We start from the raw sequence: 13,752 nt of genomic DNA, 5'->3' as shown, positions 1-13,752 counted from the left end.
CCGGGACGACTGGATCTGCGGCACTGTGCACTTGATGATGGAATCTTAAGAGCAGAACAGTTGGCGACGAGTACACACATCGATCGCGCGAACAAGAGTACAGTTCGGCGCGAATCGCGCATGGCGGGAGAACTGTACGTCTTATGAAACGGGCGGGCGGCCGCGCCACGCGGCCGGATCGGCCCGGAACGCCCGCCGGGCTGCCATTCGCCGATTGCGTCAATTGGGGTGCAATACTGTGCCGCCGCACGCTTTTCATTGCCGGAGTCAGACCATGCAATCCACGATCGAACAGGCAGCCGGGCTTGTCGGCGCGAGCCGCGCCGTCCGGCAGGGACGGAAAAACGGGTACACGAACGACGCTTCCGGCCGCGCCGGCGCGTGGCCGTCGCGCGCCGCCGGCAAGGAGTCCGCCCATGCCTGACCGAGACCTCGTCGCGCAGCTCGGCGCGAGGCTGACCGGCACGGCGGACCATCCGCGCTTCACCGGGGCGCCGCCCGACCTGTCGACGCTCGACGCATCGTCGCTGGGCGCCGTCTGGCCGGCGCTGCGTCGCGTCGAGCACGACCTCATGCGGCGCGACCACGCGTACGACGACCCGCGCGCCGAATTCGCGCGCTGGCTGCGCGGGCAGATCGATGCGCTCGGCCTCGTGCCGCTCGTCGACGCCGACGCGGCGCTCGAACTGTTTCGCGACATTCCTGCCGGCGGATGGCAACGCGCGCTGGAGGATCTGCCCTGCCTCGACGCGCTGCCGTCGCCCGCGCTGCAGGCCGAACTCGCCCGCATCGCGGGCGAACCGGAGGAAGGAGGGATGCGCGGGGCGTCCGCGTATGGCGCCTATGCGCTCGACTGGTTCGCCGGTCGCCGCGACTTCTCGGCACGACGCGATGCGTATGCCCTGGCGCTGGCCGACTCGCCGTTCCGCGTGCGCGAACTCGACGTGCTGCCTGAACTCGGGCCGGCCGCGTTGCTCGCGCTGGCCGCGACCCACGACGGCTATTTCGCGCCGAAGCGTCTGTGGATCGACTTCAGCGATCCGGCCGTCACGCTCGCGGAAGACGCCGCGTACGTCGCCTTCGCGCGCGACGCGCTGACCGAGGCCGCGCGGCAGGTCGCGGCCTTGCATGCCGGCGCCGTGCCGTACGAAGCCGATCGCGCGTTTACGACCGACGACGCGCAGGTCGTCGCGCGCGCCGCTCGCGTGGCCGCCTATCGCGACGAAGCGTGCCTGCGTCCGCTGATCGGGCCGCTGCTGACCGGCGTGTGCGTCGCGCCGACGGCCGCGAAGACCGCGCCGTCTCAATCGCTCGCGATCGCGCTCGGCCACGCGGTCGAGACGATCCCGACGCCCGAGAGCGTGCGCGCGCTGCGCGACGCGCTGGCCATCGTGCGTCACGCCGGCGTGCAGAAGAAGCTCGCGCGCAACCTGAAGCCGGCCGAACGCGCGCTCGGCGAGCGGCCGCGCACCGCGCTGCGCATGACGCTCGATGCGAAGCCCGACAAGAAGCAGCTCGCGATGCTCGCCACGTGCATGGAAGCCGGCTTCTGGCAACCGATGACGCTCGGCCATGCCGAATGGCGCGAACGCCTCGTCGATGCGCCTGCCGGCGCCGCGTTCGCCGCGCGCATGATCTGGCACGCGCGCGGCCGCGATGGCTCGACGCAGTCGTTCATGCCGGAGATCGCGAAAGGCAAGGTCGTGCTGCGCGACACGGCCGGGCACGCGATCGACATCGCCGGCGACAGCGAGATCCGGCTATGGCACCCGCTGCTGGCCGACGCGGACGAGCGCCTCGCGTGGCAACGCGCGATCGTCGGCCGCACGCTGCGGCAGCCGGTCAGACAGGCATTCCGCGAATACTACGTACCGGACGACGGCGATGCGCCGGCCAGCGATTCCGCGATGTTCGAAGGCCACGTGCTGTCGAGCCGGCCGCTGATCGGCGTCGCTCGGCGCGAAGGCTGGTCGATCCGCGCGTACGACGACGGGCTCGTGCGTGAGTTCGGCGACGTGCGCGCGACCTTTCTCGTCGATGCGCGGCTCTATCCGGGTTCGGAAAGCCACGGCACGTCGCGCCGGCTGCATTTCGAACGCCGGCACGATCGCCGTTGGGTACCGCTGCCGATCGGCGAGATCGATCGTGTCGTGTTCTCGGAAGTGGCGCGCGCGGTCGACCTGCTCGTGAGCGTCGCCGCGTTCGCGCTCGACGACGACGCGACACGCGACGCAGCCGCCGCGCTCACGGCCGATCCGGCGCGCCGGCGCGAACGCGAGGCACAACGCTGGGAGCGCCTGAACCGGTTGTCGGATCTGCCGCTGAGTACGATGGCGCGGCATCGCAGGAACGTGCTGTCGCTCGTGTTCGCGGGGCCGATCGCGCAAGGGCGGATGACGATCGACGAACGGCATGTGCGTGTCGGTGCGTGGTCGGTGCATTGCGCGACCGGGCGCGTGATGCGCGACGGCGAGCCCGTCGAACCCGCGATCGAGCCGCCGCCGTCGCCGCTGCGCGCGGTGCCGTGGCTGCCTTATGACGAAGCGTTGTTGCAGCGGATCGTTGATGTGGTCTCGGGGTTGCTCGACTGAGCGGCGATGCGGCGAGGCATGCGCCCCCTACCGCGCCGCCTGCTGCCGCTGCACCTCCTGCGTTTTCATCTGCAGATACGCGCCGCGCTCGACCTCGTGCAATTGCTGCGGATACTGCTCGGTCGCGTCGAACCAGCGCGCGAGGCGCTGATCGAGCGGCTTGTCGAGCGTCGCGAGATACGCATCGATCGCGAGGTAGTAACGCATCGTGTTGCGCTCCAGCAGCCCGCGCACGCCGCCGACGTACTGCGGCTGCGCGGCCGATCCGCCGCCGACGGCCGTGAAGCCGACCTTGTCGCTGCCGACGGTCGCCAGGTAGGTCTTCATCGCCATGCGCCCGACCGTGCCGAAGCCATACGAATACGTGAGATGCAGGAACGTGCGCGAACCGCCCACCGGCACGGCCTCCAGCGCGATCCGGTAATCCTTCGTGCCCATCGGGCCGCTGTCGGCGGTCAGGTCGACCTGGAAATAGTCGGGCGTCGCGGCCGCCACACGATAGCGGAACTGCACGCGATAGGTGTCCGGCAGCTTCTGCTGGATCTTGCGGCCGAGGTTCACGTCGAGCACCGGGCCGTTGCTGCCGGTCGACGCGTGGCAATACTTCGTGTTCAGATGCAGGATCAGCACCGCGCACCAGTTCGCGGGGCCCTGCGCGGGATCGTCGAGCTGGCCACTCACGACCGCGTACGGATAGTCGACCACCGCGTAGATGTCGCCCTTCAGCGACGACGACGCTTCCGCCGATTCGAGGACCAGCGGCCGGTGAAACGCGTTGTCCTTCAGTTGCGCGCCGAGGCTGTGGTAACGGTCGAGCAGCGCGGCCGCGCCGTTCGCGGCCTCCGCGCCGAACGACAGCACGCTCCAGCCGACACACAACGCCGCCACGAGCGTGCGCGCGGCGCGGCGGCCAAGCCGCGTGCCGCACGAATGTCCGGATGTCTCCATTCTTGTACTCCCTGGCGCGCGATGGCCGCGCGCATGTATCACAGAATACGCCTGCGGATCGCGCACGGCTGCTAGCGGCCGCGCTTGACCGGCACCGGCAACTGCGCGGCGGTGATCCGGATCAGCGCCGACAGCCATTCGCGGTCGTCCCAGCGCTCGCCGCCGATCACGAGGTGCGGTTTCGCGGCCGGATACGGCGAGCCTTCGTCGCAGGTGCCGAGAAACGCGCGGCCTTCGGCCGTGGGCTTGACGAACAGCCGGTCGTCGCAAACGAGCGCGACCATCTTGCCGTCGCAATAGATACCGTACTCGCCGAACATCTTGCGTGCCGATACCGTGCCGGCCCCCGCCATCTGCTCGACGATGAAATCGACCGTACTTTGGCTCGATGCCATCCGCCGCTCCTTGCAAAAAGTTTATGACCGTCGTGTGTGGCGGACCGTTCCGCGCGATGGATAAATCCGACTGCGCTGCGGTGCGGCATCGTTTCGTCGGCGGAACGTGGATTAGCGCGCGGAGGTCGGCGCTTGCCGGCCCATGGCGCGCTGCGCTATGGGCGGTGACAGTTGCATGACGGTGCGACATCCGGCCCGCGCTTAAACCTGAATCGCATGTTTCTCGTATGGTCAAAACCGCACGCACGGATTCGCCACGCGCCGCAGCGCGGCCGCCCCGCTTTCGAGCGCGGCGCGGAAACGCACGCGGCAAAACACGCGCCGACAGCCGACATGACCCGCACACAGCAGCGGCCCGACCGAAACGACGCCGTTACTTGTCGGCCGCGAACGCGCTCGACATCTGCCGCGCGCGCTTCACGTCGTCGCCGTGCAGATAAATCGACGTCGTCGAGATCGACGCATGCCGCAGGTTGTCGCGCACGGTCGTCAACTCCGCACCGCGCGCCAACGCATGCGTCGCATGCGTATGCCGCATCCAGTGCGGGCTCGCCTGCCGCAGCTTCTGCGCGAGCACGGGATTGTCGGCATCGACCTGCTCGGCCGTCTGCGCGAAGAACCGCTGCATCACCTTCCACAGCCGCACGCTCGTGATCGCGGCCGCGCCGTCTTCCGCGAGGCTCGGGATCAGCGGCGTATCGGGCCGCCAGCGCGACGGCGTGACCGGCAGCCGGCGCGCGACCAGATAGCGGTCGAGCCCCGTGCGCGCTAGCGGCGGCAACGCGACCCGCGCGGCCTTGCCGCCCTTGCCGATCACCTTCAGCCACGCATCGCCGTGCACATCGGTCTCGATGTCGCCGAGCGTCGCGCCGACCAGCTCGCTCGCGCGCAGCCCGGTCGCGTAGCCGAAATCGAGAATGAAGCGCAGCCGTTGCGCGGCGGCCGGCGTCCAGCCCGACTGCGGCGCGCCGGCCGCCGTAGCTTTGCGGAACTCGAGCCCGTCGGCGATCGTCCGCACGAGCAGCCACTCGCCTTCGGTGAACGCATGCGACGTGTCGAGTGCGTTCGCGCCGCGCGTGTCGCGCACCTTGACGCCCGCGAACGGATTCGCGAGCAGGTAGCGCTGCTCGATCAGCCAGCGGAACAGCGCGCCGAGCACCGACAGCGTGTACGCCGCCGAGCGGGCGGACAGTGCGCCCGAGAACGGCCGCCAGTCGGGCGCGCCGCGCGGCCGCACGGGCCCGACCCAGCGCTCGTGCGGCGTCGGGCGCCGCACGAACGCGCGATACGCGACCGCATCCTCGGTCGTCAACGACGACAGCGCGCGGCCGCGTTCGACGATCGCCCACAGGATCAGCCGCTCGGCCTCCTTCCGGTACGCACGCCGCGTCGCGGCCGATTCGTGCAGCGACAACCACGCATGCACGGCCGCGTAGTCGTTGTCCGCATCGAGCGTGCAGGTCGCGCGCGGCGCGCGGAACGTGCCGGCCGAGCCGTCGACCTCGTGCGGCAGCTTCAACTGCTCCCACGGCACGATGCTGCCGCGCGGCGTCGCCGCGATCAGCGCGCGCGCCCGTTCGGTCAGGTCCGGATGCGCGGCGAAAAACGCCTCGATGTGCCGCGCACCGGCCACGCCGAGGCCCGCGATCGCACGCCACCACTGGCGCCGGCGCGGAATCCGCACCGTGAGGTCGGCCAGCGTCGCGATGCCGTGCGCACGCAGCGCGACGACCGCGCGTGCGGGCAGCCACAGGCCGACGTCGTCGCTGATCTGCGGGACCGGCGCGCGCGCATGACGCAGCACGCCGATCGCTTCGGCCGCGGCCTTCGCCGCCTGCGCACGCTCACCGTCGGGATGACCGAGCCGCTCCGCGAGATCGGGCCGGCCCGCTTGCCGCGCGACGCGCACGAGGCGGCGCCGGATGCCGCCGATCACACCGCGCGCCGAACGCCCGTCGCCGAGCCGATCGGGCAGGTAGCGCTCGACGGCCTGGCGCACGGTCATGCCCGCATACCACGCACGCAGCGCGGCCAGTTCGTCGGCGTCGGGAAAGCCTGCGGGCGCAGGCGCGGAATCGGAGGAAGGCGATGAGGTGAGGCGCGGTTTCATGGTCGCAAGTTTGACAGAAGCGCGCGCGGCCGGAAACGTCGCGCTCGGCGTTCCGTCGAGATGAAAGTTCACGGGCGGGACGTTCGACCCAGCCTGTTATGCTGCGCACTGCATTCGCGCGTGATCCGTCCGCCGTTTCCCCGCATCACGTTGCGGCGGGAGAGATCCGCATTGAATTGCGCTGGACGATCCGGCCATCCGTATCGGGATCGCAGCGGGACATCGAAAGTCCCGCAGATCGTTCATTGCATTTCCGGCCGTCGGTCAATAACACCTTTACCAACAAGAACCGCAAATCCATGACATCCCGCCTTCTCGCCGCGCTCGTCGCCGCGACCTTGAGCTGCACCGCCCTGCCGGCCGCGTACGCGCGCACCTATATCCCGCCGACCGCGTCGCTCGGAAAAGGGGCTTACGTTCACCAGTTCGTGCTGCGCGACCCCGTCACGCAGCAGCCGCTGCCGAATGCGCGCTACCGGCTGTTCCTGCCCGGTCAGGTCATCGCGGGGCTGCCCGTCAAGCCGGATCAGCATGACAGGGTGATCTTCGGCACGACCGACGCGGCCGGGCGCACCGTGACGATCCGGCTGCCGAAACGGCATCCGGAGAAGCAGTGGGTGTTCAACCCGGTCATCGGCGACGGCGACATGGGCGAATCGTTCCGGGTGGTCGACCCGGGCGGCACGACACCGCTTGGCCACGTCCCGTACGTGCTGGACGTCGAGAACGAATATCTGGCGTGCGGCTACTCGGATACCAACGGCTACACCTACTACGCGCAATCGCGCACGCCGCGCAACGTCAATCTTTACGTCGGCACACTGGCCGGCTCGGCCGACACCGACTGGTGCGCGGGGCCAGGCGCGGCGATCGCGAACAGCGCAAACGCCCCGGGCGCGCCCGACCTGTACACGCAGTACCTCGGCACGCTGGTCGCCAACGGTGACCGGATCAGCAGCGATTTACGGCAGCATATCGTCGCGAAGCTGCTGTCGCTCGCGATCGCCGAACGCGATGCGGGCCGCGTGACTGCCGCGCTCGATTTCGACAGGATTCCGGACGATCACCTGAACGACATCGGCTACCGGCTCGCGGACGCCGGCGTGGAAGTCGAACGGGGGCTCGAGATGATCGACGCGCATCTCGCGAAGTCGCCCGACGATCCGTATGCACTCGACAGCAAGGGCTGGGCGCTGTACCGGCTCGATCGCAATGAAGAGGCGCTCGCGTGGTTCGACCGTTCGATCGCGATCTTCGCGAAGGACGGCGACGACGATGCGCGCGAAGCCCAAGCGACCGGACTGACGCACAAGGGCGAAGTGCTGTGGAAGATGGGGCGCCGGGATGAAGCGCGCGATGCGTTCGCGCAGGCGCGGAAGATTCAGCCGAAGAACGCGGAGCTGGCGGAGACGGTGAAGCGGCTGGCGATACCGATCGGGCAGGACGACGCGAAGGCGCCGGATACCGCCAGCGAGTAAGTGAGAAACAACGGCGGCGCGGGAAACAAGAAAGCGTGCGGGCCCGCCCGCGTCACGCCTCGCCTTTCGGCCCCGGATTGAGCATCACGACGAAGGCGGCCACGCCGACGATCAGCGCGATCGCGCCGCCGCGCAGCGCCATCGTGTTGTCGAACAGCAGCCCCGACACCACGGCCATCATCCCCGCGAGCGACACGAACACGGCGATCGCCGCAACGACGATCCGGTACTGGCGACGTATCATCGTGCGTCCCTCGCGTCAGGCAGCAGCGGCAGCCGTAGCCGCTGCGTCGTCATCGTCGCCGCGAATCAGCAGCACCGGGCACTTCGAGCCGCGCACGAAGCGCTCGGCGACGCTGCCGAGCAGCACGCGGCGGATCCCGCGCCGCCCGTGCGTGCCGACCACCGCGAGATCGATCCCGCATTCCTTCACGTAGCGCTGCAGGCGTTCCGCGATGTCCTCGCCGATGCTCTCGGTCTCGACGAGTTCGGCCTCGCCCTTCGCGCCGGCAAGCGCAATGATCTGCTCCGCTTCGCGCAGCACCTTGCGCCCGTCGTCGCGGATTTCCTCGACCAGGGCGTGCGGGTCGAAACGGCCCGCGTAGGTGAACAGCACCGACTTGTCCACTACATACACGACGCTGACGTGCGCGTCGCCTGCCAGCGCGACCTTCACCGCCTCGGCAAGCGCCTGCTTCGACGAAGCGCTGCCGTCGACGGCCACCATGATCTTTTCGTACATGCGAACCTCGCTGGGGTGAGTGGCCGCGCGTCCCATGGCGCGCGGCCTTGTCACCATCATCGGCTGATGGCGGGTTCGGAGGTTGACGGAGATCAAGATCGACCGGCAGCCGGCGGCGCGGCAAAGCGTCGCGTCGCCGTCACGGTGCGCACGTCGCCGGCACCGGCGTCACCTGATGCGCGCCGATGTCGGGCGCGCACTTCGTCGGCAACGGATTCTGGTACAGGTCGACCGTGCTCGGCAGTTCGATCATGCTGCCCTTGCTCGCGGCAGGCGACTGCGCGGCAATCCTGAACCCCGCGAGCGCCGCGTAATTGTCGTACGGACCGCCGGCGAAGCCGGTCGGTGAATTGCCGCTCGCGTCGGTCAGCGGGCCCGCGAACTGCGGATCGCCGCTGATTTCGGTAGCGTCCGACGGATCGCCCGCATGGTTCGTGCCGAAGAACAGGTTGTTGCGCCACGTCGGCACGTAATTCGCGCTCGACGCCAGGTAAGCGCCCGTGCCGAGATTGTCGACGATGTTGTTCGAGAACTGGATCGCCGTCTTGTAGCCGGCGCTCTGCGTGGCCGTGATCGCCGTACTCGATCCGGCCGGCAGGTAGATCGTGTTGTTGTAGAACTGCAGCGGCCCGGTGACGCTGCCGTCGCTGTTGAATTTGCCCGAACCGTCGGCCATCACGATCTCGCGCGCATCGTTCACGCTCAGGTTGTAGCGTGCGACGACGCCCTGTGTGTAGGCGCCTCCGCCGCAACCGCCGCACAACAGCAGGAAGCCGCCCGCGTTGTCGTGACTGTAGTTGTGCCGGAAGATCGGATTGTTGTTGCCGTAGTCGGCATCGAACGCTTCGCCGTCGTTGTTGCCCGAACCACGCCGCACGTGATGCACTTCGTTATACTGAAAGTCGGTACCGTCGCTGTTGATGGTCCAGAAGCCCGCGTTCGAGTTGAGCGCGCGCATCGCGATGTCGTAACCGAGGTTGCCGTACGCCTGCGCGTTCTGCGCAACGCGAATCACCATGCCGTCGCCGCCGATGTCGTGAATCGTATTGCCCTTGAACACGACGTTCGTCGACGCGAGCCAGTTCTGAGTGCCCGTGCAGCCGAACTGCGTGCGGCAATTCTGGTCGGACCACGTCGTCAGCCCTTCGCGGTCGACCGTCGCTATCTCGCTGTTCTGCACGGTGACACCGTCGAAGCGGTTCGGGATGGCGGTACCCGTCACGCGAAACTGGATGCCGTTGCTCCACTTGTTGCCGGTCACGCCCGGCGTCGTGTTCTGGTCGTTGCTGTCGTCGTTGTTGCCATAGACGTTGTGCACGTACACGTTGTCGATCAAGTAGTGATGGCCGACGCCGAGCGGGTTGCCGTTCGCATCGGTGCCGTTCCGGAAGTCCTGCAGCAGTACGAGGATCCCGTTGCGCTCCGCACGCTGGGCAGCCGTATTGGTCACTTCGAGGTCGTGGATTTCCCAGTATTCCTGGTTCGTCAGCGCGACGGCCGCGCCGGCCGCCCCGTGCCCCGACACGTTGCCGGCGATCACCGGCCGCGCGGTTCCGCTGCCGTAGGCCGCCACGACGATCGGTGCCGATGCGGTGCCGGAGCCCTGCGATACGAACTGGCCCGTGCACGTCGCACCCCGCTTGAAGTACACGTGCGTGCCGGCTCCGATCGTCGTCGCGAGATCGCCGAGCCGATTGAACGGCGACGCCTGAGAACCCGTGCCGTCGTCCGGCTGCGAGCAGTCGACGTAGACCGACGCGCCGGCAGGAATCGGCGCGGCTGCCCGCGCACTCGCGATGCCTGCCGCGGGCGCACTCCCGCTTCCATCCCCGCCGCACGCTGCGAGCGCGACCGATACGCATGCCACCAGATTGCGTCTGTTCATCGTGATGCCTCCTCCTGTTGCCGGGCGATCGACCCGGGTGGTGTGAACGCGCCGGCGCCGCCGGCCGCGGAAACAACATCGTCATCGTTCGGCCGCTCGCCGGCTGCGCGGGACGACGACACCGCCAGCAACCCCGCGCGCTCGGCCAGCACCCACAGCCCCGCTGCCGCCGCGCCGTCGATCGTATCGGCGGGCGGCCAGCCGAACAGCGATGCCGCATGCCTGTAACGCTCGCACAACGCGGCATCGCCGATCAGCATCGGTCGCGGCACGCCTGCGCCTGCGTCGGCAGCCGGCCCGTCGCCTTCCGCGGCGAGCCCCGCCAGCTCATGCCCGATCAGCACGCCGGACAGGTAGTCGGCCTGCTCGACCGGCGCCAGGTCTCCAGCCAGCAACCGCGCGCGGCTGCCGAAGATCGTCGCGAGCAATCCCGTCGCATGGCCGGCCTGTGCGGCGCGCACGCCGCGCTCGAATGCGTCGCGCGCGAACCCGGAAGACGGCTGCATCGTGCGGCCGAGCAGGCTGTGCGTGCACAGCAGCGCGTACAGTTCGCCCGTCATGAAGGTGCGGAAGCGTTCAATCCGCGAGCCGCGCACGGCGACCCACTTTGAATGCGTGCCCGGCAACCCGATCCAGCGAAGCGATGCAGCGTCGTGCGTCGCGCCGCCCGCGTGCAACGCACCGACGATCTGCGTTTCCTCGCCGCGCATCACGTTCGCCAGTTCGCCACGCTGGATCAGCCCCGGTACGATATGCACGGTCGTGCCGCGCCGCGCGCGCACCGTTTGCAGCGACGCGCCGAGCCGGGCCGCGTCGATCGACACGTCCACATACGGCGCCTCGCGCCAGCCCTGCGCGCTGCCGACCATGCCGGCCGCGACGACCGGCAGCGTCGGCCATGCATCGAGCCATGCGCCGCACACGTCCTCGAACGCCGCATCGCAGGCGTCGGCGATCGCGACGGCCGCGCCGCCCAGTTGCATCACGCCCTTCGGCGCGGCCCGTTCGTCGAGCACGGCCCCCGCACCCGCCATCAGGTATGCGCGCAGCGATGTGGTGCCCCAGTCGAGTGCGATCAGGCGCGGGACGAGCGCGTCGTCATCGGGTCGAGGCATTGCTTTTTGCATAGGATTCCTCTGTTTATTGGTTGCTGGGAACGGCTTCGTCAGGCCGATATCAGAAGAGCGTCTCGATCCCGGCGTAGACGCCCGTCTGTCCATGGCCCGGCAGCGGCGACGCGCCGAGCCCGTTGCCATTGCCGAGCCCCGGCGACTGCGGGTTCACGCCCAGGTTCGCACCCGCGCTGTTGAACACATGCGCGGCCGTCGCATACAGGAACGTGCGCTTGGACAGGTCGTACATCGCGCCAAGGCCGATGATCGTCGAGCGCCCTTCGCCGCTGTGATCGGCGGTCCACTGGCCCGCGTCGATCTTCATCGAGTAGACGGCGCTCTGCAGATGCAGGAACGGCGTCGCGTCATAGGTCACGCCGCCCCAGTAGTAGTTCGCGGTGCGCGACAGGCCGGCGGGCGTGTCGGGCGCGCTGTAGCGCGTATAGCCGAGCTGCACCAGCGCGGGGCCGAAGCGGTCGCGCACGCCGATGAACGCTTCCTGCGACGCGGTGAACAGGTTGTCTTCGCGACCGTACTGGTTGCGGATCTCGTTCCAGATGGCCCGCACCTCGAAGTCGCCGTGCGTATAAGCGAGCGTCGCGCCGTCGGACAGCCCCGTCGCGCTCACGTTGTTCGGCGAGCCGCGCAACCAGCCGTTCGCGCTGTTGCCGAGGTTCGCCTGCAGCGCGAACGAGAAGCCGCCGAATTTCGGCGATTCGTAGCGGATCCCGTTCGACAGCTTCGGCCCGTTGCGGTACGACGTCAGCGACTCGACCGAATAGTTCTCCTCGAGCAGCGGATCGTACGACCAGATGTAGCTGTTGATGAACGAACCCTGCCCGAGCCGCAAAAACCCGTAGCGCTCGTTCTTGAAACCCACCCACGCGCCGCGCTGGAACAGCACGCCGCCGCCGTAGTTGCCGTTCGCCGCGTTGATCGACGACTCGAGCCAGAACACGGCCTGGTTGCCGCCGCCGAGATCCTCCTTGCCGGTGATGCCGAGGATGCTCGTCCCCCAGTCGTTGCCTTCCGAGAAGCGCGAGCCCGTCGAATGCGGGCCGTTCTGCACGCCGCTCAGGTACTGCACGTCGCCGCCCACACGCCCCCACACGGTAACGCTCGATTGCGCGTGCGCCACGGTCGGCACCGCCAGAGCGAGCGCCGCCATCCATCCATACTGTCGCATCCAGATCTCCTCCTGCTTGTTATCTGACAAGGGAAAACGCTTTCCCTCCATTGCAAAAAAATTTCGCGGCGGTCGTCGTGCGTCGTTTTCCACTCCGCTTCGAGTGGACTGCGCGCGTGCTATGCTCGCGAAAGGGAAAGCGCTTTCATTGTCGATGCACGATTGCGCTTTTTCAAGGAATTTCGAGTCCTCCAAGGGATACTACCGAGTCCGATCGCACGGCACGCACCCGCTGCCGCCGCACGGTCGCCGCCGCCGGCGCGCATGCTATGCTCGCCGGCAAAATGCACTGACACACACTTTCATCGTGGCCAAGATCAACGAAGTCGCCGCCGCAGCCGGCGTCTCCATCGGAACCGTCTCGAAGTTCATCAACAAGACGAAGCGCTTCTCGCCCGACGTCGAGCGCCGCATTGCCGAAGCGATCGAGGAGCTCGGCTACGAGTCGAACCCGCTCGCGCGCTCGATGGCCACCGGCCAGACGGGCGCCGTCGGCGTCGTGATCCAGGACATTCTCAACCCTTACTTCACCGCGATGGTCAAGGGCGTGAACCGCATCGCGCAGCGCAACGACTTCGTCGTCCTGATCGTCGACGCCGACGAGAACCGCAAGGGTGAAAGGCCGGCGCTGACGAAACTGAGCCGGCGCGTCGACGGGCTGATCCTGAACACCAGCATGCCCGACGACGACCTGCGCTGGACCGCGAGCCTCGGCAAGCCGGTGGTCGCGGTCGGTTCCGCGCCACGCGACGGGCTGCTCACGCTGTACTCCGATCCGGTCCGCGCGGGCGAAATGCTCGCGCAGCATCTGCTGATGGAGAAATACCAGCGCTTCGCGTACATCAGCCTGCCGAACGCGCGCGGCGACGACGAACGCCGCGCCGGCGCCGAGCAGGTGCTCGCGCGCGCCGGCCTGCCGCTGCGCACTTTCAGCGTGCCGCGTGCGACGGTGGCCGACGGCGAGCGCGTGTGCGCATCGGTGATGCTGGCGGCCGAGCCGCCCGACGCGGTGATCTGCTACAACGACATGATCGCGGCCGGCTTCATCAAGGAAGCCGAACGGCTCGGCATCGCGATCCCGCACGACGTCGCCGTGTGCGGTTTCGACAACCTCGAACTCGGCAAGCTCACGTCACCCACGCTGACGTCGATCGACACCGAAACCGAGCGCGCGGGCGAAGTCGCGATGACGACGCTGCTCGACGCGCTCGCCGGCAAGTCGCCCGATCCGCACACGATGCTCGACGCGCGGCTGGTGGTGCGCGAATCGACGGTGCGGCCGCGCGACGCGCGCCGCCGCTAGGC

At 68.4% G+C, this 13,752-nt stretch carries 12 protein-coding genes; 4 read left to right on the top strand and 8 right to left on the bottom strand.

The genetic code is table 11. The features are described from left to right. Positions 1-274: 274 nt before the first annotated feature. Both WJ16_RS34875 and WJ16_RS17825 read left to right on the top strand, forming a co-directional pair. Positions 275-424 (top strand): hypothetical protein, encoded by a 150-nt coding sequence (locus WJ16_RS34875; protein ID WP_157126805.1) that lies wholly within the window; start codon positions 275-277, stop codon positions 422-424. Then, positions 417-2,591 carry a DUF4132 domain-containing protein gene (locus WJ16_RS17825; protein ID WP_069258392.1) on the top strand — a complete coding sequence of 725 codons (2,175 nt, stop codon included), beginning with the start codon at positions 417-419 and terminating at the stop codon, positions 2,589-2,591. The genes WJ16_RS34875 and WJ16_RS17825 overlap by 8 nt, the downstream gene beginning before the upstream one ends. A gap of 27 nt (positions 2,592-2,618) precedes the next feature. On the opposite strand, the gene WJ16_RS17820 is transcribed toward WJ16_RS17825, so the two are convergent. From WJ16_RS17820 to WJ16_RS17810, 3 genes are all read right to left on the bottom strand, one after another. Further along, positions 2,619-3,539 carry a hypothetical protein gene (locus tag WJ16_RS17820; RefSeq protein ID WP_069258391.1) on the bottom strand — a complete coding sequence of 307 codons (921 nt, stop codon included), beginning with the start codon at positions 3,537-3,539 and terminating at the stop codon, positions 2,619-2,621. Between the two features lie 71 nt (positions 3,540-3,610). Continuing rightward, the gene (locus tag WJ16_RS17815; protein ID WP_069258390.1) at positions 3,611-3,934 is read right to left on the bottom strand and encodes a TfoX/Sxy family protein; all 324 of its coding nucleotides are present in this window, start codon (positions 3,932-3,934) and stop codon (positions 3,611-3,613) included. A 373-nt stretch (positions 3,935-4,307) separates the two neighbouring features. Further along, entirely contained in the window at positions 4,308-6,044 is a 1,737-nt protein-coding gene (locus WJ16_RS17810) for a site-specific integrase (protein ID WP_069258389.1), read from the bottom strand. Between the two features lie 299 nt (positions 6,045-6,343). Between WJ16_RS17810 and WJ16_RS17805 the strand changes: the two genes are divergently transcribed. After that, positions 6,344-7,522, top strand: coding sequence for a tetratricopeptide repeat protein (locus WJ16_RS17805; protein ID WP_069258388.1), 1,179 nt, complete (start codon positions 6,344-6,346; stop codon positions 7,520-7,522). Between the two features lie 52 nt (positions 7,523-7,574). On the opposite strand, the gene WJ16_RS17800 is transcribed toward WJ16_RS17805, so the two are convergent. The 5 genes from WJ16_RS17800 to WJ16_RS17780 all read right to left on the bottom strand — a co-directional run bounded on the left by WJ16_RS17800 (position 7,575) and on the right by WJ16_RS17780 (position 12,447). Beyond that, a complete protein-coding gene (locus tag WJ16_RS17800; protein WP_069258387.1) occupies positions 7,575-7,766 on the bottom strand; it encodes a DUF2964 family protein in 192 nt (63 codons plus the stop codon). 15 nt (positions 7,767-7,781) lie between these two features. Then, a complete protein-coding gene (locus tag WJ16_RS17795) occupies positions 7,782-8,264 on the bottom strand; it encodes a universal stress protein (protein WP_069258386.1) in 483 nt (160 codons plus the stop codon). Positions 8,265-8,403: 139 nt separating this feature from the next. Further along, on the bottom strand, positions 8,404-10,149 hold the full coding sequence (locus tag WJ16_RS17790; RefSeq protein WP_069258385.1) for a right-handed parallel beta-helix repeat-containing protein: 1,746 nt from the start codon (positions 10,147-10,149) through the stop codon (positions 8,404-8,406). After that, positions 10,146-11,264, bottom strand: coding sequence for a 2-dehydro-3-deoxygalactonokinase (locus WJ16_RS17785; RefSeq protein WP_069258384.1), 1,119 nt, complete (start codon positions 11,262-11,264; stop codon positions 10,146-10,148). Before WJ16_RS17785 ends, WJ16_RS17790 begins: the two co-directional genes overlap by 4 nt. A gap of 61 nt (positions 11,265-11,325) precedes the next feature. Then, on the bottom strand, positions 11,326-12,447 hold the full coding sequence (locus WJ16_RS17780) for a porin (protein ID WP_069258383.1): 1,122 nt from the start codon (positions 12,445-12,447) through the stop codon (positions 11,326-11,328). 307 nt (positions 12,448-12,754) lie between these two features. On the opposite strand from WJ16_RS17780, the gene WJ16_RS17775 reads away from it, so the two are divergent. Beyond that, complete coding sequence (locus WJ16_RS17775; protein WP_226243673.1) at positions 12,755-13,750, top strand: LacI family DNA-binding transcriptional regulator; 996 nt, start codon at positions 12,755-12,757, stop codon at positions 13,748-13,750. The last annotated feature ends 2 nt before the right edge of the window (positions 13,751-13,752 follow it).

This window comes from Burkholderia metallica, from assembly GCF_001718555.1.
Classification (GTDB): domain Bacteria; phylum Pseudomonadota; class Gammaproteobacteria; order Burkholderiales; family Burkholderiaceae; genus Burkholderia; species Burkholderia metallica.
Note: the sequence above shows the minus strand (reverse complement) of the source record. Positions and strands in the feature narration are given on the sequence as shown.

Coding starts and splice junctions, on each gene's coding strand:
- WJ16_RS34875 (WP_157126805.1), top strand. CDS start 275: ATGCAATCCACGATCGAACAGGCAGCCGGGCTTGTCGGCGCGAGCCGC.
- WJ16_RS17825 (WP_069258392.1), top strand. CDS start 417: ATGCCTGACCGAGACCTCGTCGCGCAGCTCGGCGCGAGGCTGACCGGC.
- WJ16_RS17820 (WP_069258391.1), bottom strand. CDS start 3,539: ATGGAGACATCCGGACATTCGTGCGGCACGCGGCTTGGCCGCCGCGCC.
- WJ16_RS17815 (WP_069258390.1), bottom strand. CDS start 3,934: ATGGCATCGAGCCAAAGTACGGTCGATTTCATCGTCGAGCAGATGGCG.
- WJ16_RS17810 (WP_069258389.1), bottom strand. CDS start 6,044: ATGAAACCGCGCCTCACCTCATCGCCTTCCTCCGATTCCGCGCCTGCG.
- WJ16_RS17805 (WP_069258388.1), top strand. CDS start 6,344: ATGACATCCCGCCTTCTCGCCGCGCTCGTCGCCGCGACCTTGAGCTGC.
- WJ16_RS17800 (WP_069258387.1), bottom strand. CDS start 7,766: ATGATACGTCGCCAGTACCGGATCGTCGTTGCGGCGATCGCCGTGTTC.
- WJ16_RS17795 (WP_069258386.1), bottom strand. CDS start 8,264: ATGTACGAAAAGATCATGGTGGCCGTCGACGGCAGCGCTTCGTCGAAG.
- WJ16_RS17790 (WP_069258385.1), bottom strand. CDS start 10,149: ATGAACAGACGCAATCTGGTGGCATGCGTATCGGTCGCGCTCGCAGCG.
- WJ16_RS17785 (WP_069258384.1), bottom strand. CDS start 11,264: ATGCCTCGACCCGATGACGACGCGCTCGTCCCGCGCCTGATCGCACTC.
- WJ16_RS17780 (WP_069258383.1), bottom strand. CDS start 12,447: ATGCGACAGTATGGATGGATGGCGGCGCTCGCTCTGGCGGTGCCGACC.